The sequence below is a fragment of the Mucilaginibacter sp. genome, assembly GCF_025362475.1.
Taxonomy (GTDB): domain Bacteria; phylum Bacteroidota; class Bacteroidia; order Sphingobacteriales; family Sphingobacteriaceae; genus Mucilaginibacter.
In genome coordinates, this window is the sequence record NZ_JANYGH010000001.1 from 164,980 (window position 1) to 189,887 (window position 24,908).

A 24,908-nucleotide genomic window follows, 5' to 3' on the forward strand; every position below is an offset into this window, starting at 1 on the left:
GCCGCATATAATTTCCTCAGAGATAAAGGGAGTATCAACTTCCTAAATTGCAACAGGCCAAACATTTGCATAAGGCAACAGTAACAAATTTTACTTTTTGTACAAAACGGTTAATGGGTCAAAAACAGTACAATTTTGTATCATCGGTAATACTAAATGGCATTTTACAATAACAATTGTTTAAACCTTTAGGAAACTAATTAGTGAAAAACAACGTATACAAATTATTATAATCCTACTGTTTCCGCAGTATTTTCAATGTTAAATCACGTTCTATGCTAAGGTTGTTCCAAAACTATAAACCCATTGTTTGCTCTTTATTTTTAATTTGCATCCTAATGCCGTTTAATGGTTATGCACAAAACGAAAGCCTTAAGTTTTTGCATGTAGGTACTGCCGAAGGCTTATCGCAGATTAATATTAACTCCATTTTTCAGGATAGCCGGGGATTTATGTGGATAGGTACCCGTAATGGTTTAAACAGGTATGATGGATACCAGTTTATAAAATACCGCTATGATTCCAAAGATAGTACATCCTTAAGTAACAACACGATAACCGATATTGCCGAAGATGACAATGGCAATATCTGGCTATCAACATCGGGCGGTTTAAACATGTACCAAAGAAGTACAGGCCGCTTTGTACGATATTTCCATGACGATAAAAACCCCAAAAGCATCATCAATAACATTATCAACCGCTTACTTTATGATAATGGCAATTTATGGGTGGCAACTCAAAACGGAGGCATTGACCGTTACAATCTGAAACGTAATATATTTGAGCATCATATGCATTCTGATAAGGATGCAGGCACGCTTAGCGATAATAATGCGCGCACTGTTTACAAAGATTCACAGCACAATATATGGGTAGGCACCGGTGGCGGGGGCTTAAACCTTTACAACAGCAAAACCAACAAGTTTTCAAATTTTCCCTATTATGACCCGGCGACTAAAGCAATCCGGGGTAACAACGTTGTAGCTATTTTTGAAGATAAGTTCCATCAGCTATGGATTGGTACACAAGCAGATGGACTGTACTTATTTAACAGAACAGATAAAACATTCAAACGTTTTCTGCACGATAAAAATGATGCCGGCAGCATTTCAAGTAACACCATTTACAGCCTTAATAACGATGAGGATGGAAACCTATGGATTGGCACTGAAAATGGCGGCTTATGCGTATTAAATAGAAAAACCGGCAAATTTGTTTCCTATCAGCATGACGAGATTGATAACAACAGCATCAACGGAAATTCGGTTTATGGTATTTGCAGAGACCGGTCTGGAAACATGTGGGTAGGCGCGTTTGGCGGCGGCATCAATCTATCCAAAAAAACTACCGCAAGTTTCAACCTATACCGGCACAACAGTCACCAGGAAAGCCTGTCCAATAATTACGTACTTGACCTGGCCGAGGATAAAGACCATAAAATATGGATTGGGACAGATGGCGGCGGTTTAAATAAATTTGACCCGATAAGTAAAACATTTTCAAGCTTTAAACAACCAACCGATGGCAAAAATGGCATTACGGGCAACTACGTACTTACCGTAAAGCCCGACGCCGAAGGCAAATTATGGATTGGCACCTGGGGAGATGGCTTCAGCATACTTGATCCTAAAACCGGCATTTTCACCAACTTTAAGCATAATCCGGCTAAGCCACAGGGAATAGGCGGCGATAATATTTATTTCATTTTACATACCCGCGATAAAAAAACCTGGTTAAGCACTTTTAACGATGGATTGGATTGTTATGATGACAAAACAAAAGTTTTTACCCACTATAAGTTCAACTTGTATGATCCAAACAGCATTAGCAGCGACAGGATCTATTCGTTATTAGAAGACAGCAAAAACAATCTGTGGATTGGAACCTCTGATGGTGGCTTAAATTTATTTGATCGTAAAACAGGCAAGTTTAAACGTTTTGTTCATGACGAAAAAACCAATAGCATCAGTAATAATGGCGTAACCGATATTTTTGAAGATAGTAAAGGCCGGTTATGGCTCACTACCCTATCGGGCCTTGATCTTTTTGATCCGCTAAAAAAGCATTTCACAACTTTTACAAAAAAAGATGGCCTGCCAAGTGATATTATTTACTCCGTAAGAGAAGATGATTATGGCAAACTCTGGGTAAGCACCAATGGAGGCTTATCTAAATTAGACCCCGAAACAAAGTCTTTTCTTAACTATACAGTTGAAGATGGCTTGCAGGGTGATGAGTATAAACCACATTCGGCGTTAAAAACTTATGATGGAAAAATGTATTTTGGTGGTATTAATGGGTTCAATGAATTTACTCCAGATCAGATATTAAAAAAAGTAGGGTTTGCACCATTAGTTATTACCTCTTTCCAGGTATTTAACAAGCCGCTTTCCATTGCTGTAAACTCACAAGACCCCTCGCCATTAAAAAATGATGTTACCGATACCCGGAAACTGGTGCTTTCCTATAAACAATCTGTTTTTTCGTTTGAGTTCTCAGCCCTGGATTACGCCTCTCCTGATAGGAAACAATATGCCTATTATTTAGAAGGATTTGATAAGGAATGGAACTATATAGGTAATCACAACACTGCTTCGTACACCAATCTTTCGCACGGCACATATCATGTACTGTTAAAATACAGAAACAGCCAGGGCTTGTGGTCGCCGGTTACCTCCCCGCTCCAGATAACCATCGTGCCACCATTCTGGTTAACCTGGTGGTTTGAGTTGCTGGTTGTTTTATCTGTTGTGGCTGCTATTTACGGCTTTTTCAAATACCGCATGCGCACGGTGAGGCGGCAAAAAGAACATCTTGAACAATTGGTAAAAGAACGTACAGAAAGTATTACACAGCTTACTATTGAAGAAAGAAGATCACGTGAAGCGGCAGAAAAAGCCCGCGAGGAAGCCGAAAATGCCAACAAGGCCAAAAGCATTTTCCTGGCCACTATGAGCCATGAAATACGCACCCCAATGAACGGCGTTATTGGCATGGCTACCCTATTGGCCAATACCGACCTTACCGATGAACAGGCTGAGTATACAGAAACCATTAAGCACTCGGGCGATGCCTTGTTAACCGTTATCAATGATATCCTTGATTTCTCAAAGATCGAATCGGGTAATATGGAGCTGGAAGAGCATGACTTTAATATCAGGGATTGTGTAGAAAGCGTACTGGATCTTTTTGCTGATAAGGCATCAAAACTTAACATCGACCTGATTTACCAGATAGAACCCGGCGTGCCTGAACATATCATTGCCGATTCGATGCGCTTAAGGCAGATATTAATAAATTTAGTTGGGAACGCCATTAAGTTTACCCACGAAGGCGAAATATTTATTGATGTAATTGAAAACACCTTAAATAACAATGAGCTCGACCTGCTATTTACTGTTCGTGATACAGGCATTGGCATTCCGGAAGATAAATTATCAAGACTTTTTAAAGCATTTTCGCAGGTTGACTCCAGTACAACCCGCAAATATGGCGGTACCGGCCTTGGTTTAGTCATCAGCGAAAAACTGATCCATTTAATGGGAGGCGAAATTAATGTAACAAGCAAATTAGGATCTGGTACAACTTTTAGCTTTAATATTAAAACAAGCGTTGGCATAAAAACCCCAACTGCCTATTTCAATTTAGATGCAGCCGGCCTGGAAAATAAACAAATATTGGCTGTTGATGATAATGCTACCAACCGCAACATTATGGAAACCCAGCTAAGGCATTGGAAATTTATTCCATTAATTGCCCAATCGGGCGCCGAGGCATTAGCAATTTTAGAGGCTAACAACCAGGTTGAGCTGGTAATTACAGATATGTACATGCCCGAAATGGACGGTGCCGACCTGGCCCGTAAAATAAAAGCCATATATCCAGCAATGCCGCTGATATTGCTTAGTTCTGTTGATAAGCAAGGCAAAAGCGAGGCTAACTTATTTAATACAGTACTTACAAAACCGGCAAAACACAATGTTTTGTTAAAACACATTATTGATCACTTAAAAAATGATAGAAACACCCTTACAGAACATAAACTAAAAAAAGAGTTTTTATCAAAAGATCTGGCTATCCAATACCCTCTAAGAATTTTGATTGCAGAAGATAATATGATCAATCAAAAGGTAGCCAAACAAATTCTTCAAAAAATGGGTTATGAGCCCGATATCGCCATCAATGGCCTCGAAGTTTTGGATGCCGTGGCCGTGAGGAAGTATGACATCATCTTCATGGACGTTCAAATGCCCGAAATGGATGGCCTTGAAACTACCCGGTACATCAGGAAACACCTGCCCAGCCAGCCAATTATTGTGGCCATGACCGCTAATGCTATGGTTGAAGACAAAGAAGCCTGCATGCAGGCCGGTATGGATGACTATTTGAGCAAACCCATGAAACTGACAGAGATCATCAGTATTCTTGAAAAGTATGGAAAGAAGGTGAATGTACAGGCTTAACCTCTAAAACAAAAAAACTACCTTTTGTCCTATATTGAATTTCCCGGTCGTCATAGGGGTTTAATTCAATAAATTTGTAAAAAACAACACTTATGGCCCTACCCAATATTTTTACTAAACCGGTTGCTGATAGTATAATTAAAAGAATCAATACCCTTACACCAACAACAAGCCCGCAATGGGGCAAAATGGCTGTAGCGCAAATGCTTGCGCATTGCTGCGTATCCTATGAGATGACTTATGAAGATAAGCATCCCAAACCAAAGGGCTTTATGAAGTTTATACTTAAACTACTTGTAAAAAACAAGGTAGTAAGCGAAACACCTTATAAACACAACGGCCCTACTGCACCTGCTTTTATCATTACAACGGCTAAAGATTTTGCGGAAGAAAAGGCCAGGCTGATAGCCTTTATCCAAAAAACACAGCAGTTAGGCGAGAAAGAGTTCGATGGCAGAATGTCACATTCCTTTGGCTCCTTAAGCATAACCGAATGGAACAATATGTTCTATAAACACCTGGACCATCACCTTACTCAGTTTGGGTGTTGATTGCTTTAGGTTGAAAAGTTTTAAAAGCATCATCGTCGGCTTTTCCTCCACATCTCCCCTGGTTTTATTAAAAAAGGCCAGGGGATTTTTGTTTAGGCCCAACCAAATACCATAAGTTTATGTATGGAGGCAACCCCATGAATATGGCAAACGTAGTTTATATAACCCCCTTAATAACAATAGGGTGATATTCATTAAAACATTAAAAAACAAATCTCTTATGAAAAAGACCATGTATCCCTTACTAATGCTGCTTATCATCAGCATTTCGGCTTTTGCTTTCACATTAATAAACTACAAGGTTAAAAGCCCATACGAAGTGAAATTTGCAGGCGGCAAGATCCACGGCATATTTGAAACACTAAGGGCCAATATCCAGTTTGATAAAACAGATCCCGAGCAATCAAAAATTTCTGCAACCATTGATGTTGAAAGCATTGCTACAGGTTTTTTTTTAAAAAATATGCACGCCAAAAGTGCGTTGGATGCCGATAATCATCCAACCATTACATTTGTGGCCACATCGGTTAGTAAAAGCAGCAGTGGTTACCAGGCCGCGGGCAAACTCACCATTAAAGGAATTACAAAACCTGTTACCATCAGTTTCACTTTTGATGATAAAGGTAATGAAGGCCTCTTTAAAGGCAGTTTTAAAATAGTACCCAAGGATTTTAATATCACCCGCAGCGGCACGCCCGATGAACTTACCATCAGCCTTACTGTTCCGGTTACTAAAGCATAATCCCGGCGCAACTCATACACCAGTTTTTAATTAAACTAAAAAAGGGCAAATGATCATTATATCATTTGCCCTTTTTAGTTTAATTATTCGTCTGTGTGTTGGAACTATAACCCTATCCCGTAAGCTAAGCGCAGACCTACTAAACCAGAATGATAATCTTTCATATAAAAGTCTTCATACCTTACGCCAATATCCCAGTGCTTAGTGGCATAACCCACCCCGCCTGATAGGTCGCGTCTGTGAAATGGTGCCCAACCCTGGCCAGCCTCCAACTTTTCCCAGACAAGGCCGCCTTCTGCAGCAACATATATGTTTGGCACAAAAAACTGCTTAATACCAATTTTAACAGGGATCTCACCATAGCTTTCGTACCTTTTATTTGTACCCGGTTTTATTTTTTGAAAAAAGTGATAACCACCTGTAGTAAGCATCAGTGCAAAATTATCGGTTAAACCATATTGCAACCGGCCGGTAGCACCTAATGTAAAATTTGTGCCCAGTCGCGATACACCGGTTGGTACACCAACTTCGGCACCTAAGCCAAGGTTAAATTGGTTTTTCGCTGTAGTTTGAGCTTTTAGGTTTGTTGCAAAAAACATAGCTGATGCCGTAAATGAAACGGCTATTAATCTTTGTAAAATTTTCATTTTTTTGATTTTAGTTAATAATCACTTATAGATATTACAGTGACTTTGACAAATACGTTGCCTCTGATGTTAATTTTTTCTGGTTAAAGACTTATCATTATAATAAGCTAATAATTAGGCAACATTGGACAGGTAATTTTGTGGAAACAAAAAAGTTATCGATGCCAACAGCATTTTATTGCCCCAAGCACCTTAAATTCTTGTTCCTGGTTCTGCTGATCTCCCTCGGTTATAACTCCTACTCCCAAAATTTAAGGCTTTTAAATGGATTTGCCCACAATGATTACTGGCACAAACGGCCTTTGTATGATGCCCTTGATAACGGGTTTACCCATATTGAAGCCGATATATATTTAAGAGGGAACAAACTCATTGTAGCACACATCCTCCCCATTTTTAAAAAACAACGAACGCTGGAGCGCCTCTATTTTAAACCGTTGATGGAATGTATTGAGGGTAATAACAAAGAAATTAAATGCCCTGTTTACCCGCTCACATTAATGATTGATATAAAATCTGATGCCGATAAAACTTACCAGGCGCTTGAAATTTTACTTGAAAAATACCGGCCAATATTATCAGGCTACAATAATGGGGTTTATACTCAAAGGCAGGTAACCGTAGTTATAACCGGGCATAAACCCTCTGAAATGATTAAAACGCAGCAAAACCGCTTAGCCTTTATTGATGAGGACCTGATGCAGTTGAAACAAGATACCATTTCAAAAAATTTATATCAAACGGCAAGTTGCAAATACTCACACTTATTAAAATGGGATGGCAGAGGCGATTTCTCGCCTGTTGAAAAGAAACGTTTGTGTACATATGTGATGCTGGCGCACAGGTTTGGCAAAAAAGTAAGGCTTTGGGCTTCGCCAGAAAATGAAGCCGTATGGAAAGAATTACTGAATTGTGGTGTTGATCTCATCAACACCGATAAACTGGTGGAGCTTAAGAATTTCCTGACTTCGGGCCCTAAAAGTTATGCAAAGATTGATTAAACTTTACTGATGTAAAAAAAACAACACTAAAAACTTACTCCTTAATAATTTGATAACGTTGGCTTCTCTTTATCTAAAAGTAGCGGGGTTACTTTTAACAAAAAGTAAAACTTTGTAACAGCAGCCCGATATAATTGAAAGTTAAAGGATGAAGAAAATATTATTCATTACGGGTTCAATTAACCAAACAACCCAAATGCACCAGATTGCAAATGAGTTACCCGGGTATGATTGCTGGTTTAGCCAGTTGTTTACAGATAATGCACCGCTTAAATACCTGTTAACCAAAACACCGATATTCAACGGCACGGTGCTCTCACGCAAATTCAAGCTAAAATCTGAAAGATACCTGTACCAAAACTCACTGCAAATTGATTTCGGTGCTAAAAAAAACAAATACGACCTGGTGGTTTATTGTACAGATATGATCATTCCTAAACGGATGAGGCAATACAAAACCATTTGGGTACAGGAGGGTATGATTGACCGGTATACCCTGTGGAGTAAAATAGTGAGGACGTTAAGGTTACCATCTACCCTTTGTGGCAATACCTCCTTAAACGGTGCATCAAATATCTGCGATGTTTACTGCGCTGCTTCCGAAGGTTACAAACTGCAATTTGCCGGTAAAGGTACAGAGCAACGGAAGATTGTAGTTACCGGGATGCCGAATTATGATAACCAGCAACAGCATCTGAATAATGATTTCCCCCATCATAATTATGTATTGGTTGCCACTACAGATATGCGGGAAACCTTTAGACTGGAGAATAGGGTAGCATTTATAAAAAAAGCTGTAAAAATAGCCAACGGAAGGCCTTTGCTATTTAAACTTCATCCCAACGAAAACTTTAAAAGGGCCGAAAAAGAGATCCTTAAGTATACTCCGGCTGGTACCATGATATATAAGCAAGGCAACACCAGCCACATGATAGCCAATTGCTGCGAGCTGATAACTCAATACTCAACAGTAGTATATACTGGTATAGCTTTAGGTAAAAAGGTACACTCCTGGTTTAATATCGATGAGCTTATAGGGCTTGCCCCGATACAAAATGAAGGCACATCTGCCAAAACAATTGCAGCGCTATGCCGCGATTATTTAAACCACAAGGGTGATAAGAAAAGTTTTGATCCGCAAATGTCCATGTCTGAATTTCAGCGTCAGGAAGCGGAGCCGGAACTAAGCAACGAATTAATAGCAAACTGGTAATAAAATTTAATACCATGACAGAAAAAATTGTAATTATAGTACAGGCCCGCATGGCATCAAGCCGTTTACCGGGCAAAGTAATGCTTCCTATACTGGGTAAAAGCCTTTTGGCCAGAATGATTGAGCGTTTACAGATGATTCAGCATAAAGCGGATATCATTATTGCCACCTCAGAAAATCAGGAAGATGACGTTATAGTAAATGAAGCTTTGGCTATGGATATTCCCTATTATCGTGGAAGCCTGGGCAATGTACTCGATAGGCACTACCAGGCGGCAAAGTTGTTTAAAGCCGATGTTGTACTCAAGATCCCGTCTGATTGCCCGCTGATTGACCCGCGTATTGTTGATTATACACTCGAATACTTTTTTGACAACCGGGGCAAATATGATTATGTAAGCAACCTGCACCCCGCTACTTATCCCGATGGTAATGATGTGGAAATAATGACGATGGCTTGCCTGAGACAGGCATGGGAAAATGCCGGCAGGCCTTTAGAGCTTGAACATACCACGCCTTATATATGGGAAAACCCGCTTATATTTAGTGTTGGCAATGTAACCTGGCCAACCGGCATGGATTTCTCCATGTCGCACCGTTTTACTATTGACTACCCTGAAGATTATTATTTTATTGAAAGGGTATTCGCCGAGCTTTATCCCATCTGTAACCAGTTTTCGTGCCAGGATATCCTTAACCTTTTAAACCGCAAGCCCGAAATTTATCAGCTTAATGCGCAGTATGCAGGTGTAAACTGGTATCGTCATCACCTGGGCGAATTACAAACTATCTGGCCCGATCAAACCAGGCGGGCGCCACAGGAAAATTCATCCCTGTTACAACAAAGCGAAGCATAACCATGAATAATTTTGACCAACAGGAACTTAAGGCTATAGCTTTAAAGGTCCGGGAACATATCGTGCGCATGTCAACAGATGGCGGGTGCTTTACAGGAGCATCCCTATCGGCGGTCGACTTGATCGTTTACTTATATAGCAACTTTTTAAACATCAATCCATCAAACCTTAATGATCCCGGGCGTGATTACCTTTTCCTTTCAAAAGGCCATGACGTACCCGCTTTATATGGCACACTTGCAGAGCTTGGCCTTTTAGACAAAGAGCGCCTAAAAAATCACCTTTCGCTTAATGATCATATTTACTGGCACCCCAATACTAACATCCCCGGCATAGAATTTCATTCGGGTTCGTTAGGGCATTTGCCATCAGTAGCTATCGGTGTTGCCATGGATCTTAAAATAAGCGGGAGCAACAACAAAGTAGTGTGCATTTTAGGCGATGGTGAGCTAAACGAAGGCACCTGCTGGGAAGCTGTTTTAGTAGCTAACGCCTATAAACTGGACAACCTCCTTTTTGTGATCGATCGTAACCAGTTCCAGGCTAATGTACGTACCGAGGACTTGATTCCGCTGGAACCTCTTGCAGATAAATTTAAAGCTTTTGGCGCTGCCGTTATACGTATAGACGGGCATAACTTTACCGACCTGCACCAGGCCTTCACTGCCTACCCATTTCAACAGGATAAACTTAATGTAATTATTGCCGATACGGTAAGAGGCAAAGGCCTGCCGAGCATTGAGGAACGGGCCGATCGCTGGTTCTGCAATTTTACAGCCGGCGAAATTGGCCAGCTATTGCTTGAATTACATGGCGAACACGATACCTTATTAACATCAGAAACTTTAGTAGTGAGATAATATGACCTACGAAGAACTATTAACAGAGATGGCCCTGGCCAACGAAAGGATTATTGTGATGACGGCCGAAAACCGTGCACTGGTACGTAACCTGCCCGGCATATTAGGCAAACGTTTTATTGATACCGGCATTACCGAGCAAACCATGATAGGCGCATCTGCCGGTTTGGCCCTGCGTGGCCGCATACCCGTAGTGCATGCGCTGGCTGCGTTTTTAACGATGCGTGCCTTTGAGTTTGTGCGCACCGATTTAGGCATAGCTAACCTGCCGGTTAAACTAAGCGGATTTATTCCCGGCCTCTTATCTGATGGTAACGGCCCTACTCACCAGGCAATCGAAGATATTTCAATCATGAGGGGCATCCCCAATGTAACCGTATTTGCTCCTGCCGATGAGGATGACCTTGTTAAAATGCTGCCGCAGATATGGCAAAGCAAACAACCAGCCTATACCCGCATAAATACCCGTAAAACAGGTTATGAGCACGCGCCATTTACCATGGGCAAAGCCGAAGTTATTACCGAAGGCAACGATGTTACCATTTTAACGTATGGTTTACTTTTTGAACAGGCACTTATCGCGGCTGAGATCCTGAAAGGCGAGGGCCTTTCTGTAGGATTGGTTAACATGCGCAGCCTTAAACCGGTTGATGAGCAGGCTATATTAAAAGCATCAACCCAAAGCAACCTGGTGGTAACGCTCGAAGATCATTTTTTAACGGGTGGCCTTTACAGTATTGTGGCCGAAGTGTTATTGAAACATCAAACAACGGCAAACGTATTGCCCATCGCCCTCAACGAAAAATGGTTCAGACCGGCATTGCTGCCTGATGTTTTGCAGCACGAAGGTTTTACAGGCAAACAAATTGCCGAAAGGATATTAGGTTATAAAACCACCTACCATCAACCACAAATTTTAACACCTGAATTTTCAGAATAAAACACTACTCCAATGGCTAATAAAATAGCATTCAACAATAATTTTCCCAACATCAGCGAGTCTGATAAAATATATAACCGCGCTTTAAAACTACAAAAACCGGTTACCCAAACATTGGCCAAAGGGCCTGGGCAATTCACCAAAGGCGTGGCCCCAAAGTATATTGTTAAAGGCAAAGGATCACATGTGTGGGATGCCGATGGCAATGAATTTATCGACCTGAATTCGGCTATTGGTCCTATATCTTTAGGCTATGCCTACCCTGTAGTTGATGATGCCATCCGCAGGCAACTAAATGATGGAATTACCTTTTCGCTGATGCACCCTTTAGAGGTTGAACTGGCAGAACTGGTGCAGGAAGTTGTACCTAATGCAGAAGCCGTAAAGATCTCGAAAACCGGCGCCGATGTATGCTCGGCTGCCATACGCGTTGCCCGCGCCTTTACCGGCAGGGATAAAATATTTTGCTGCGGCTACCATGGCTGGCATGATTGGTATATAGGCATTACCAGCCGTAACGCCGGTGTGCCCGAAGCTATCCAGGATTTAACCTACACTTTTGAGTATAACGACATTGAGGCCGTAAAAGCCGCGTTGGATGAAACTGTTGCTGCCATAATCCTGGAACCATTTATTTTTGAAGCCCCAAAGCCCGGCTACTTACAGGAACTTGCCGAGGTATGCAAAGCAAATGGCACCCTGCTCATATTTGATGAAATGTGGACAGGTTTCCGTGTAGCCCTTGGCGGTGCGCAGGAATACTTTAATGTTAAAGCAGATTTGGCTGTATTTTCAAAGGCATGCGCCAACGGTATGCCTATAGCCTTGCTTACCGGTCGCGCCGATGTAATGGAGCTCTTTAACTCCGCGGTATTTAGCTATACAACATTTGGCGGCGAAGCATTATCACTGGCGGCTTGCATTGCTACCATAAATGAGCTACGCGATAAAAACGTACCACAATACCTGGATGAAAATGGCGCCTTGCTAAAAAATGGCTACAACCACATCGCCATTGAAACCGGGATGGATAAGTACACCCAATGTGTAGGTTTTAACTGCCGCAGCATGGTAACCTTTAGGCCAGAGGCCGGTAACGCCCTGGAAGTTAAAACGCTGATGCAACAGGAAATGATAAAACGGGGTGTATTGTGGGCAGGTTTTCATAACATGTGCTACAGCCACACTACCGAAGATATTGATTACATTTTATTGGCATACCGCGATGTTTTGCCTTTAGTAAAAGAAGCTATAGAAAGTGGCAATATAAAAAGTTATTTAAAGGGCGAGGTGCTGGAAGCTGTTTTCCGCAAGGTGAGCAACTACAATATTAAACCTAAAAGCATCATAGCCGACTAATGATGAACCTTTTTGCATTAAACCAAAAAACGGCTTTAGTTACAGGTGCGCTGGGGCTTATCGGAAAAAAACATTGTGAAGCGCTTGCAGCAGCCGGGGCCAATGTAATAGTTGCCGATATTAATGTTGACGAAGTACAGCAATTTGCACAACAATTGGGTGATAACCATTTAGGATTAGCGGTAGATGTTACCAGCAAGCAATCGCTGATAGATGCGCTTAATACTATCCTGGATAAATATGATTCGCTTGATATATTGGTGAACAACGCGGCCATCAACGATAAATTTGAAGACCCTGCCATGGCTAAGGAGCTATCGGCCTTTGAAAATTATCCCCTGGAAGCTTTCCAGCGGTCACTAAATGTAAATATTACCGGGGTATTTTTAAGCTCGCAGATATTGGGTACGCATATGGCGCTCCAGGGAAGTGGCAGCATCATCAATATCGCTTCAACTTATGGCATGGTTGGTCCCGATCAATCCATATACCGCAACGCCAAAGGCGAGCAAACCTTTTACAAATCGGCTGCTTACCCCGTAACCAAGGGGGCTATTATCAATTTTACGCGCTTTTTGGCAGCTTACTGGGGCAATACCGGTGTAAGGGTAAATACACTATCGCCGGGCGGAGTTGAAAACGGACAAACCGAAGATTTTATAGGTAACTATTCAGCAAAAACATTATTAGGCCGTATGGCCAAAGCATCTGATTACCAGGGCGCACTTGTATTTCTTGCCAGTGAGGCATCGGCTTACATGACGGGGGCTAACCTGGTGGTAGATGGAGGATGGACAGCAATTTAATTCACACATAATTATGAATGAAATTTTAAAACAAAAAGCGGCCGGCATTAAACTATTGCTAACCGATAACGATGGTGTATTAACAGATGCAGGTGTTTATTACAACACCGATGGCGAGTTGTTAAAAAAATTCAACATGCGCGATGGTATGGGTGTGGAGCGTTTGCGAAAATTGGCAAATGTTGATACCGGTATTATAACCGGTGAACATTCTCTTTCGTTGATTAAACGGGCCGAAAAACTTCAGATAGCTGAACTGCATTTAGGCATAAAGGATAAGGTTTCTACTTTTAACGAAATCTGCAACCGTTTAAATTTATCTGCACACGAAGTTGCCTATATAGGCGATGACTATAACGACCTGGAAGTTTTGAAGCTTGCCGGATTAACCGCCTGCCCCGCCGATGCATTGCCATTAGTTAAAGCGCAAGCCGATTTTGTAAGCTCACTAAACGGCGGCGAAGGCTGTTTCCGCGAGTTTGCTGAATTTATTATCGAATCAAAGAATACTGCTATTACACCCGGTACCCGCAACGGCACAATAACATTACAAAACGGCCGTGTAATAGGTAAAGGTCAGGCCAGCTATATCATAGCCGAAATTGGCATTAACCATAACGGATCATTGGAAACCTGCAAAAAACTGATTGACGAGGCTGTTGCAGCCAAAGCCGATGCGGTTAAGTTTCAGAAAAGAACTCCTGAAATTTGTGTACCAAAAGATCAATGGGAAATAATGCGCGATACCCCTTGGGGAAGGATCACTTATATAGATTACAAACGCAAAACTGAGTTTGGCATCGCCGAATATGCTACTATTGATCAATATTGCAAAAAGTTAGGCATTGATTGGTTCGTTTCTGCATGGGATGTTCCATCGGTTGATTTTATGGAAAGGTTTGATACTATATTGTACAAACTGGCATCAGCTTCATTAACAGATTTTGATCTGATACAACGCATCCTGGAAACCGGTAAGCCTTTAATGCTATCAACAGGAATGTCAACCATGAAAGAGATTGAAGCAACCATGAACTTTGTCAATGCGTTTGATGAAAACTATCCTTTGTTCATCGCTCATTCAACCTCGGCCTACCCATGTAGCCCCCAGGAGCTTAACCTAAAAATGATCCAGACGCTGGAAGCCAAATATCCGGGCATCCCTATTGGTTACTCAGGTCATGAAACCGGACTGGCCACTACTGTAGCCGCTGTAAGCCTGGGCGCTACTTTTGTTGAACGCCACTTTACACTTGACCGTGCCATGTGGGGATCAGATCATGCTGCATCAGTTGAGCCGCAGGGCTTACAACGCATGGTACGCGATATCAGGGATGTAGAAATCGCTACCGGCGATGGTTTTAAGCGGGTTTATGAATCTGAACTGGCACCCATGAAAAGGTTAAGGGTAAACATAAGTGATGAATATAAAGAAAAGCCTTTAGTTTAGTAATGCCACAGGAAAACGTACTTACCATAACTTCCATTATCCTTGCCTGCTGGGTAACTTTTATCATTGGTTGGGAGCGGATCTCCCCCTATCGTAAAGGTTTAGCCTTTTTTAGGGAAGGGTTTTGGATTGATCTGGTATGGTACACCCTGATACAAAGCTATTTTTTGAAGATTCTTATTTTTGATTATATCATTATGCCGCTGCAAAGGCATTTTGATCTATCACATCTTCAACTTATTACGCATTGGCCAATTGCTTTACAGGTATTGTTTTTTGTGATTACACATGATCTTTATATCTACCTGTTCCATCGCTTTCAGCACTCCAATAAGGTTTTCTGGCGCATCCATGAAGCGCATCATTCTGGTAAGGAAGTTGATTTTTTAGCAGGATCAAGATCGCACATCATGGAGATCATTATTAACCAAACTATCGAGTTTGCTCCTATTATACTTTTAGGAGCAAACCCGGTTGTTGTGCCTATCAAAGCTTTAATAGATGCCATGTTCGGTATGTTTATCCATGCCAACGTTAAAGTAAATATGGGCAAGCTTAAATACCTCATCAATTCGCCCCAATTACATTTGTGGCACCATGCCAATTACCAGGAGGTCTTTCATGCAAACTTTGCTACCAAGTTAGCGGTATGGGATTACCTTTTCGGCACCGTTTATGATCCCGGTCATGCCCCGGGTAATAAGCCCGAAAACTGGGGGCTTTACTATGATTATCCTAAAGATTACTTTTTACAGCATGCCTTCTCGATAAAGCGTTTTGATGAAAAAAGCTTGCTTAAATATCCCTGGTTTAAATGGTATTATACGTTAAGATTCAGGATCATGGACCAGCTTATAAAATTATTCCCTACAAAATCCCAAGAGCCCGAAATTCATTTCCAGCCTACTTTACCATCAAATAAAGTGCACGAAGAAGATAACATATTACAATAAAACATAAAAATTTGGCCTGGTTATATCTCATTATCGCGGCTGGCTTTGAAGCCGCCTGGACATTTTCGCTTAAACTGATGAAATTCAGCGATTTGAAAGCATTGCGGTGGAACTCTGCCTTAAGTATGCAACAGGGCTTACCAGCATGGATACCCTTTGCAGGTTATATTCTTTTCGGAATTGGAAATATCTATTTCTTTTCGTTAGCAATAAAACTTGTACCCACAGCCATTGCCTATGCCGTTTGGACAGCCGTAACTTTAGTATTAATTAAGGTATGCGAAATGACTTTATTTGATCAAAAACTATCATGGCAGGAGTTTCTCTTCATGCTCATGATCATGACCGGCATCCTGGGATTAAAATTTTACGGCACAGAAATAAAATAATAAGGAAATACTGAAGGGGAAATGACGTTTTAAAAGTTTGTCATCCTGAGGTACGAAGGATCTATTCGCAGACTATACAGGGCGAAGAAGCATGGCGAATAATAGATGCTTCACTCCGTTCAGCATGACAAAGGGCTTTTTTTGCAAATAAGTCATAGGTAGAAACGAAGCAATGACGATCTATTTGTTTTTTTACCCCTCTAAGATTTTACCAGGTATTTATCTCCTGCCACTTCTTTAAAATCATCTTTACCTGTTCCGCAAGTTGGGCATTCATAGCTATTTAAAGCGGCAAATGGTGTACCTGGCAAAATACCGCCTTGTTCATCGCCATAGGTTTCATCATAAATGGTAAAGCAGTTGATGCACTGATAAACATGTTTTTGGCTCACGGGCTCTGTGTCCTCTTTAATGATAGTTACAGGCGCTTGGCGCACAGTACTTTGTAATTCATAAAATGCATCACAAAGAGCTATCAGATGGCCGCTCAAATCTGCCTTTGCTACCCCTTGCTTATAAACCACAAATTCACGCGTATTATGGTTAAAATCCCGGGTGTGTACAATCTCAAATTTATCAGGCTTACGTTCGCGAATTACGATGGAAGCATAGATACCTGATTGTGGCGTTCTTTTGATGGCAAAGCTTAAGCGGTAAGTACGCAAATCAGCCTCCTCAAATTCGCGAACCAGCTGTTGTTTAAGATCCAAGCATTGGTTGCATAGGTCTTCTACCTGCCAGTTTAGCTCGTTTGATGCATGCCTGATATTAACCCGGTATTTATTTAACAGGTTTCCCCATAAAGGCCGGTGTTTAGCCTCGATATTTTTTATCAATAATGATTTCCACGGACTGATGTAAAGCTGCCCTACCCTGGTTTGCATACACAGGTTGCAGATCTCCTTTAAAAACTCAATATCAAATAACTCATTGCGCCTGTATACGCCTAACCAATATTTGTTCCCTTGTTTATTAAAGCCTTCGTAATAAGGCAACTGAAATTCAGGTATCTGCAATGGCTGCTCTATTTGCTGAATAACAAACTGGTTGCCGGGAGTAACAAGCTGATGCAGCAAATCGGGATTAACCTCGGCCTGGTTATAAAACAATTGTTTGTTGGCAAAGATCACCTCCTGTATAACTTTGCTTATGGCCGGGATATCATCAGAATAAACCAACACGGGCCAGCAATACAGGATATTAGTTTTTGGAAATCTTACATACAAATACCAATAATTACTTACCGGCGATGAGATAAAATTAAGATTCCCGGTAAAAAACGGAACAAAAGTTTGGTTGCTATCAACCAAATTAATTTTAAGTAATGGCTGATGATCAAACAGGTCGAAAATATCTTTATAAACCCCTTCTTTAAGCCAGTTTTCCTGGTTAAAAATACCATCGGCGATGTATGAGCTGGTAATATTGGGGTTAATATCGGCATCAATTTCATAGTCGATACCGGCGCCCAGCATATCAAATTCCAGGTCCTCTAAATGTTCGGTATCAGTTTCAAAATAAAGCTGTTGCCGGTTACCAAAACGAATGTGTTTTGCACCTGCGTTTTGCGCTATGATAAGTATCTCGTAAAAATCGCCTGCAGATGCTACCCCTCCCGGTAAGTTTATCTTGATCAATTGCCTGCCTTTATCTTTCATATTTTTAAGCATTCATTAATTGTTGCTTTAAAACTTCATCCAATAAACGTTTAACCTCTGGCTTGCATGAACCGCAGCCTGTTCCAGCTCCTGTTGATGAACAAACATCGGCCAATTGGGTGCAACCCGAAGCTACCTTGTTGCGGATATTATCGGCACCCACATTATTGCAGCTGCATACAAGCTTGCCCAACACGGGCTGGGCAGTTTTGCCGCTGCGCAACAGCTTAAGGCGCTTATCGCTTAGCTCTGTTTTATTGGCTATCAACTCCTTAAATTCCTGGAACTCACCCTTATCCCCTATCAAAATAGTACCCACCAGCCTATCCTGGTGAATGATGCATTTTTTATAATAGCGTTTGGCTTTGTCAATAAATACAATCTCTTCATAATCCTTATCATCAGGGCATTCTGAAAGGCCGATACTGCAGAGATCAAACCCATGAATCTTGATGATGTTCATGAACAGGCTGCCTTTATAATAGCTGGCAATATCGCCGTTCATATAACCGGCCACTACCGCGGCCTGTTGCTCTGCAGCGGCGGTTATACCATATAGCGTCCCGTTAAACTCCGCAATTTCCCCTATGGCATATATAGATGGATCGCTGGTGAGCAGCCGCTCGTTCACGATAACACCGCGTTTGCAATCTAATCCACTCTCTTTGGCAATTTCCAGGTTGGGGGTTGTACCTATTGCCAGGATCATGGCATCGCAATCAATTTTGCGGCCACTTTTTAAACCAATACCGGTTAATTTAGACCGGCCATAAAACAGCTGTACCTCGTCGTCATAAAAAATATCGCAACCCTGATCGGCCATCTCCTCGTGCAACAACCTGCTGCCCAACTCATCAAGCTGCCGGTTTAAAAACCTTGATGTACGCTGAATAATGGTGATGGTGATGCCCATTTCGCGCAGGGAGGCGGCCATCTCCAGGCCTAATAAGCCTCCACCAACAATAACAACGTGACCATTTTTGGGCAGATGTTTTTTAAAGTTATCGGCATCGTTACGGCTACGCATACTAAAAATACCCTGCAACGCAGGCACGTTTTTAGGTATGGCCGCCCTGCTGCCGGTGGCAAGCAGTAAAACATCATAATAAGTTTTTACCCCCCGGCTATCCAGTACATATTTATTAACGCGGTCAATTTTCTCGATGCTAACGCCACGGAGTAATCTTATTTTAAATTCGGGTTCCTCCTCATCAGTCATTTTCACCAGTTGTTCCCAACTTTGTTCGCCGCTGATGTAATCTGGCAGCATTACACGGTTATAAAAAGGGTGATCCTCTTTGCTGAAAATGGTGATTTCATCGTCCTTGTTCAGCTCGCGGTATGATCGTACAAAGCCGTGCGCCCCTGCCCCTGCCCCTACAACTACAATGCGCTGAAATGGCTTTTTATATTTTTGAACGCTTACCGCGCAGTATTTAAAATCCGGTTCTTTTGATATCGGGTCAAGTATATCACTGGTAACATTGTTAACCCGGTGCATATCATTATTCAAAATTTTACCCCAATGCATCGGCATAAAAACAACACCCTGTTTTATTGCTGTTGACATTTTGGCCTTTACCCTTACCTCTCCCCTGCGGGATGTAATGATGGTAACATCGCCCTCCTGTATGTTCAGCTTAACGGCATCAAGCGGGTTTATCTCCATAAAAGATTCCTTGATATGTTGGTTTAGCTTATTTACCTTACCTGTTTTGCTCATGGTATGCCACTGATCGCGAATACGGCCGGTAGTCAGGATAAACGGATAATCATCATTGGGCATTTCGCTGGTAAGCTTATCAGGCACAGCGCTGATCAATGCATTGCCGCTTTGGGTATAAAACTGCTTATCAGTAAATAAACGGGGGGTACCAATGCTTACATTCCTCTTTTTATATGGCCATTGTACAGATCCCTGTTGTTTGATGATATCATAGCTTAGTCCGCTGATATCAATATTGGTTTTGGTTGTGAGTTTAGCATGCTCGGCATAAATTTCGGCAGCATTTTTAAAGTCGAAGCCTTTATAACCCATTTTTTTGGCAAAGCGGCAAATGATCTCGCTATCGGCGATAGCCTCGCCGGGAGGGTCTAACACTTTATTCAGATAGCTAATGCGCCTTTCAGAATTGGTCATGGTGCCTTCCTTTTCTGCCCAGGCGGCGGCGGGGAGTATTACATCGGCGTAAGCCAAAGTTTCGGGCTTATTGCTAATCTCCTGCACTAGCACAAACTTTGCTTTTTTTAGCGCCTCCTCGGCCAAACGAACATTGGGCAAACTGGTTAGCGGATTGGTACACATAATCCAGATGGCTTTTAAGCGACCATCGTTCAATGCCTCAAACATTTCGGTAGCGGTTAGGCCAGGCTTTGCGGCAATTTCTGTTCCGCCCCAAAACTTTTGTACCTCTGCCCGGTGCAGCGGATTTGCCAAATTGCGATGGGCCGGCAACAGGTTGGCTAAGCCGCCAACTTCGCGCCCGCCCATAGCATTTGGTTGCCCGGTTAATGATAGCGGGCCCGAGCCCGGCTTACCAATATGACCGGTTATTAAATTGAGGTTTATAAGGCTCAAATTTTTGTTTACCCCAATGGAACTTTGGTTAAGCCCCATTGTCCACATAGAAATAAACCCCTTTGCTTCGCCGATATATTTAGCGGCAAGGCAAATATCACTTTCGCTCACACCACATATCAGGGCCGATTCGGCCAGGGTGCGTTCAAATACTATTTTACTGTATTGGTCAAAACCATCGGCATGGTGGGTTACAAAGTCAATATCAATATCGCCATTTTCTATCAATACCCTGCCAATGGCATGGTTAAGGGTGATATCGGTACCGGGGTTTATTTGCAGATGCAAATCGGCAATACTGCAGGTATCTGTAGCCCGCGGGTCAACCACAATGATCTTAACATCCGGATTTGCCGCTTTGTGAGCCTCAACCCTCCGCCATAAAATAGGATGGCACCAGGCCGGGTTGGCTCCGGTAACATAAAAGCAATCGGCCAGTTCAATATCGTCATAGCAGAGCGGCACGCTGTCTTCTCCCAGCGCTATCTTGTATGCCGCTACTGCGCTACTCATGCAAAGGCGCGAATTGGTATCAATATTATTACTGCCGATGAAACCCTTCATCAGCTTGTTTACTACGTAGTACTCCTCGGTAAGGCATTGCCCCGATGCATAAAACGCTACCGAGTCTGGCCCGTATTTATTGATAAAAGTTTTAAAAACGGCTGCTGTACGCTCCAATGCATCATCCCAGCTTACCCTTTGCATAGGCATACTTTTGTTGTAACGCATCTGTGGGTACAACAACCTATCTGTTTTATCATTTGCCGTGTAGTGCAGGTTTAATCCCTTGCTGCACAGCATCCCCTTGTTTACCGGGTAATTTTTATCACCCTCAAGGGTAATACTTCCATTTTTCTCTTTATTTATAACAACGCCGCAGCCCACCCCGCAATAACAGCAGGTACTTTTGTAGGCATTAACAGATCGTTTGTTTATTGACATCTTTTTATAGCTAAAAGCTTAAGGCCTAGGGCCAAAAGCTTTATTTGAGCTGAAAGCTAAAAGCCTTCTTAAATTCTATTTTTATTTGAAGCTTAAACTAAAAACTTTGAGCTTTCCGCCTTTAGCTTTTAGCCTTTTAGCTTGCACTATGCTACCGCGATCATTGGTTCTTCGGCTTCTTTTAAAACCGGTTGTTTTTGGAAACGCGTTATTAATACAATTACCGATACCACCATAACCATAATGCCGATATAGGTAAATGCCTGTACATAAGTAATGGTAGATGATTTGAATAAAAAGCCAAACATCATACCACCCAGGTTACCGCCAGCGCCAACTATACCGCTTACCATACCCACATTTTTACTATTGATGAACGGAACAATACCATAAGTAGCCCCGTTTGACATTTTAAGGAAAAGCGCGAATGAAAGCATAGAAATAATAGCAGCAGTAAGGTTGCCAGAGCTGGCAAACAGAATAAGCCCTGCACCTTCTAATAGCAATACGCCTGCAAGCAACAAACCTTTGCCGCGCATCCCGAATTTGCCGCCTACTTTATCTGATACAATACCGCCCAATGCACGGGCAAAAATGTTCATGAACCCAAAAATACCGGCCCAAAAACCCGCCGAACTTTGCGACAGATGAAATGTATCTACAAAGTGTAGTGACGCCACGTTATCAAAAGTGATTTCCATACCAAAGCACATCGCATAAGCAAGGGTCAGCGCCCAAACGCGCCAGTCGCTCAATATGGACCAATCGGTTTTGGTAGAATTGGTTTTAGAATAGCCTACTTCATCATAGTTTCCATTGGGGGTATCCTTAGTATATTTCCAGTATAAAAAGGCAATAACCAGCATCATTACACCCGGAAATATCATTGCATAGCGCCATGCTTCGGCTTTGGTATAGCCAAAACCTACTATCGCCGCAAAGATCAATGGCATCACCATGTTGGTAACACCGCCGCCCAAATTGCCCCAGCCACCGGTTACTGCGTTTGCCGTACCTTTTATATTAGGAGCAAACATCATAGAGGTATGAAACTGCGTGATTACGAACGATGCCCCAATTACACCTATTGCTAATCTGAATAACAAAAACGAGGTATAATCATGCGCCAGGCCTACAAAAAATACCGGTAATGAGCCAACCAGTAATAGCCTGATGGCCGTTTTGCGCGGGCCCCATGTATCACAAAGTTTACCAATAATTAAGCGTGCTATAATGGTAGCCGCTACAGAAGCTATAATGGTATTACCTACCTGCCCTTTGCTTAAGTGCAATTCTGCACGGATGGTAGGCATCAGTGGCGCCAGGCCGAACCAACCGAAAAAGCACACAAAAAACATGAGCCATGTGGTGTGGAAGGTGCGCATTTGTACACCTTTTAATGAAAATATATTGAGTTTGGTAAGTTGTTTTTCCATGATCGTTTTAAATAAAAGCAGGGGTTACTAATAAATTAATGGTCAATATTTGCTTTCGGCTTTGTGCCATCGGCTTTTAGCTCACAGGTTACTTATTCAAAAATTCGGGTTTAATATTCAATTGCAAATAAGCCCAAACCGGGTGAAGCCTGAAGCTTCCGGGTGTTAAAGCCTTGGCATATTCCATACTGCTTGTTGCAGCCATGTATGACAGGCCCAGATCAACAGCGGTAAACTTGTTAAGCTTATAGCTGTTGGTTAAATCAAACTCGGTACCCAGGTATTTGCCAATAGCCTGCCCCGTTGCATTCTTTTGATCTTTAGCCAGCAGAAAATAATGATTGGCCAGTTCGGTACTGAAACGTTTGTTATCAGATGCGTACTTTATTTTTAAATAAGGATTGCTTAAGCCGCCTGTAGGTGAACCACTGCCCGCATAAAAATAATCCATAGATCCCCAAAACTTGTGCGGCGTTCCGTATAATGGATCAAACCGGTGATTGGTTTTTGAAGTTGATAAAGCATCATTGCCCGATAAATAATCCCAGCCAGCGGTATAACTAAGATTGCTGCCTTTATATAATAAAGCTATAGTATAGGTATAAGCACTAAGGTCAAGGCCATCTTTATCATGGCCGCCCTGGTAGTAAAAACCACCGTTTACACCCCATTGATCTTTATCGCCAAATACCGGGTTTACCAGTAAGCCGGTAGTATATCGTGTGTTTACGCCTGCCTGGTTAAAGCGGCGGCCGTAAATGTAACCTTCGTCTGTGCCAGATACATTTTTAACCGAATCGAGCTTATACTTGCCAAATTGGTCTGCCAAAAACAGACCTGATATTTTTGTTTTATTGATTTTTTTGGCAACATATAAATATTCAAGCGACTTATAATTTTGATTTAAGCCGTTGGTTCCCGGTGGGTTTAAAAATGATGGGCTTCCTGTTTTTGAGCTGATACCAGCGGCATTAAGCAGCGGGATAAGTCCGGCCGGGGTATTTGCCAAATTGCCTTTGCTATCCTTTACCGTAGCAGGCACATTTGCCGGAGTGTAATAGGTACCATTATAATTTATAGCATCTGAACTTTGATTAAAAGCTAAGCCGAGATCCAACTGCCATCCCGATTGCAGCAGTTTAAAAACAAGGGCATCATGCCGGCGGCCTTGCTGTAACCAGTCTAATCCTCCTAACAGGCGTTCATCGTCATAAACAAGCTCCTGGCGACCTGCCTTAATTGCGAAATAATCAAATGGGGATGATTTGAAAGAAGTGTCTTTTTTGTTAGATAAGATAAGTTCGGCCCAGGCTTCATGTAATCCTAAACGATTACCATCGTTTATAGTAATGGTTGATGCATCCTGCCCCCAAAGCCTTACATCCTGTACAGATGCCTGAAAAATAAGCCGGCTGCTTTTATAATTAAAGGTAAGCCTCGTTCGTTGTGAAACAAAGGCAGCATTTTTGTTACCTATTGGCTCTAAAGTTCCATAACCATCACGTAATTCGCCCCTTGTTTTTAACTGTCCTGTAATGGATAGCTGTGCAGAGGCATTGTATGAAATAAAACATGATATAATTAATAGAATTTTGCCGATAGTGTGTTGATTACATACATTTTTGTACATTTGAATTGGTTTTTTATTTGTTAAAGCGATTAAAAACTGTTTAACCCTGTCTGGGAATGCGACCTCCCGGCAGGGCTTTTTTTTATATATTTTTTATTTTCATCATAGGCACAAGTTTTTTTTAATAACTAAGCATTTAATTAGCATAAATATATCTTATTTAATGAATAAATACAAATAACAACACTTTAAAGTTAATTTTTATGATTAAAATCATGTAAATATGCTTTTTTTATGAAAAATTTAAATTTTACCAACTTAAAAAATGCCAAAATGCGCTTTTGATAATTTTTAAATCAACATAAAATGATTTATTCTCAATTAAATCGATATAAAATCAATATTTTTCAAAAAAAATCTACTTAAATCTTAAAAAAATCACAACAAACACAATTCACATCGTTATTTTTAATAAAATCAACAGATA

The 24,908-nt window shown here is 41.6% G+C and carries 18 protein-coding genes; 13 read left to right on the top strand and 5 right to left on the bottom strand.

The window, feature by feature from the left end; all coding sequences use genetic code 11:
• The first annotated feature begins 338 nt into the window (after positions 1 to 338).
• From Q0R88_RS00740 to Q0R88_RS00750, 3 genes are all read left to right on the top strand, one after another.
• Positions 339 to 4,466 carry a hybrid sensor histidine kinase/response regulator gene (locus Q0R88_RS00740; RefSeq protein WP_295711218.1) on the top strand — a complete coding sequence of 1,376 codons (4,128 nt, stop codon included), beginning with the start codon at positions 339 to 341 and terminating at the stop codon, positions 4,464 to 4,466.
• A gap of 92 nt (positions 4,467 to 4,558) precedes the next feature.
• On the top strand, positions 4,559 to 5,017 hold the full coding sequence (locus tag Q0R88_RS00745) for a DUF1569 domain-containing protein (RefSeq protein WP_295711220.1): 459 nt from the start codon (positions 4,559 to 4,561) through the stop codon (positions 5,015 to 5,017).
• A gap of 220 nt (positions 5,018 to 5,237) precedes the next feature.
• Complete coding sequence (locus tag Q0R88_RS00750) at positions 5,238 to 5,759, top strand: YceI family protein (protein ID WP_295711222.1); 522 nt, start codon at positions 5,238 to 5,240, stop codon at positions 5,757 to 5,759.
• 104 nt (positions 5,760 to 5,863) lie between these two features.
• On the opposite strand, the gene Q0R88_RS00755 is transcribed toward Q0R88_RS00750, so the two are convergent.
• Positions 5,864 to 6,406 carry an outer membrane beta-barrel protein gene (locus Q0R88_RS00755; protein WP_295711224.1) on the bottom strand — a complete coding sequence of 181 codons (543 nt, stop codon included), beginning with the start codon at positions 6,404 to 6,406 and terminating at the stop codon, positions 5,864 to 5,866.
• Between the two features lie 161 nt (positions 6,407 to 6,567).
• Here Q0R88_RS00755 and Q0R88_RS00760 point away from each other — a divergent pair, with 161 nt between their 5' ends.
• The 10 genes from Q0R88_RS00760 (at position 6,568) to Q0R88_RS00805 (ending at position 16,234) form a co-directional block, all read left to right on the top strand.
• Positions 6,568 to 7,407, top strand: a complete 840-nt coding sequence (locus Q0R88_RS00760) for a phosphatidylinositol-specific phospholipase C/glycerophosphodiester phosphodiesterase family protein (protein ID WP_295711226.1) — start codon at positions 6,568 to 6,570, stop codon at positions 7,405 to 7,407.
• A gap of 148 nt (positions 7,408 to 7,555) precedes the next feature.
• Positions 7,556 to 8,620 carry a hypothetical protein gene (locus Q0R88_RS00765; RefSeq protein ID WP_295711228.1) on the top strand — a complete coding sequence of 355 codons (1,065 nt, stop codon included), beginning with the start codon at positions 7,556 to 7,558 and terminating at the stop codon, positions 8,618 to 8,620.
• Positions 8,621 to 8,634: 14 nt separating this feature from the next.
• Positions 8,635 to 9,477, top strand: coding sequence for a glycosyltransferase family protein (locus Q0R88_RS00770; protein WP_295711229.1), 843 nt, complete (start codon positions 8,635 to 8,637; stop codon positions 9,475 to 9,477).
• Positions 9,478 to 9,479: 2 nt separating this feature from the next.
• Positions 9,480 to 10,337, top strand: coding sequence for a 1-deoxy-D-xylulose-5-phosphate synthase N-terminal domain-containing protein (locus tag Q0R88_RS00775; RefSeq protein ID WP_295711231.1), 858 nt, complete (start codon positions 9,480 to 9,482; stop codon positions 10,335 to 10,337).
• Between the two features lies 1 nt (position 10,338).
• Positions 10,339 to 11,277: a transketolase C-terminal domain-containing protein gene (locus Q0R88_RS00780; protein ID WP_295711232.1), complete on the top strand. Its 939-nt coding sequence runs from the start codon at positions 10,339 to 10,341 to the stop codon at positions 11,275 to 11,277.
• Positions 11,278 to 11,289: 12 nt separating this feature from the next.
• Positions 11,290 to 12,636: an aminotransferase class III-fold pyridoxal phosphate-dependent enzyme gene (locus Q0R88_RS00785; protein ID WP_295711234.1), complete on the top strand. Its 1,347-nt coding sequence runs from the start codon at positions 11,290 to 11,292 to the stop codon at positions 12,634 to 12,636.
• Positions 12,636 to 13,442 (top strand): SDR family oxidoreductase, encoded by an 807-nt coding sequence (locus Q0R88_RS00790; protein WP_295711235.1) that lies wholly within the window; start codon positions 12,636 to 12,638, stop codon positions 13,440 to 13,442. The genes Q0R88_RS00785 and Q0R88_RS00790 overlap by 1 nt, the downstream gene beginning before the upstream one ends.
• A 13-nt stretch (positions 13,443 to 13,455) precedes the next feature.
• A complete protein-coding gene (locus tag Q0R88_RS00795) occupies positions 13,456 to 14,892 on the top strand; it encodes an N-acetylneuraminate synthase family protein (protein WP_295711236.1) in 1,437 nt (478 codons plus the stop codon).
• Positions 14,893 to 14,894: 2 nt separating this feature from the next.
• Complete coding sequence (locus Q0R88_RS00800) at positions 14,895 to 15,845, top strand: sterol desaturase family protein (protein WP_295711238.1); 951 nt, start codon at positions 14,895 to 14,897, stop codon at positions 15,843 to 15,845.
• Between the two features lie 11 nt (positions 15,846 to 15,856).
• On the top strand, positions 15,857 to 16,234 hold the full coding sequence (locus Q0R88_RS00805) for an SMR family transporter (RefSeq protein WP_295711240.1): 378 nt from the start codon (positions 15,857 to 15,859) through the stop codon (positions 16,232 to 16,234).
• A 200-nt stretch (positions 16,235 to 16,434) separates the two neighbouring features.
• Here the strand turns inward: Q0R88_RS00805 and Q0R88_RS27130 are convergent, their stop codons facing one another.
• The 4 genes from Q0R88_RS27130 to Q0R88_RS00825 form a co-directional block, all read right to left on the bottom strand.
• Positions 16,435 to 17,892 carry a rubredoxin gene (locus Q0R88_RS27130; protein ID WP_366086531.1) on the bottom strand — a complete coding sequence of 486 codons (1,458 nt, stop codon included), beginning with the start codon at positions 17,890 to 17,892 and terminating at the stop codon, positions 16,435 to 16,437.
• 4 nt (positions 17,893 to 17,896) lie between these two features.
• Entirely contained in the window at positions 17,897 to 21,415 is a 3,519-nt protein-coding gene (locus Q0R88_RS00815) for a nitrate reductase (RefSeq protein WP_295711242.1), read from the bottom strand.
• A 146-nt stretch (positions 21,416 to 21,561) separates the two neighbouring features.
• Entirely contained in the window at positions 21,562 to 22,851 is a 1,290-nt protein-coding gene (locus tag Q0R88_RS00820; RefSeq protein WP_295711244.1) for an MFS transporter, read from the bottom strand.
• A gap of 88 nt (positions 22,852 to 22,939) precedes the next feature.
• Entirely contained in the window at positions 22,940 to 24,481 is a 1,542-nt protein-coding gene (locus tag Q0R88_RS00825) for an alginate export family protein (protein ID WP_295711246.1), read from the bottom strand.
• Positions 24,482 to 24,908 lie beyond the last annotated feature (427 nt).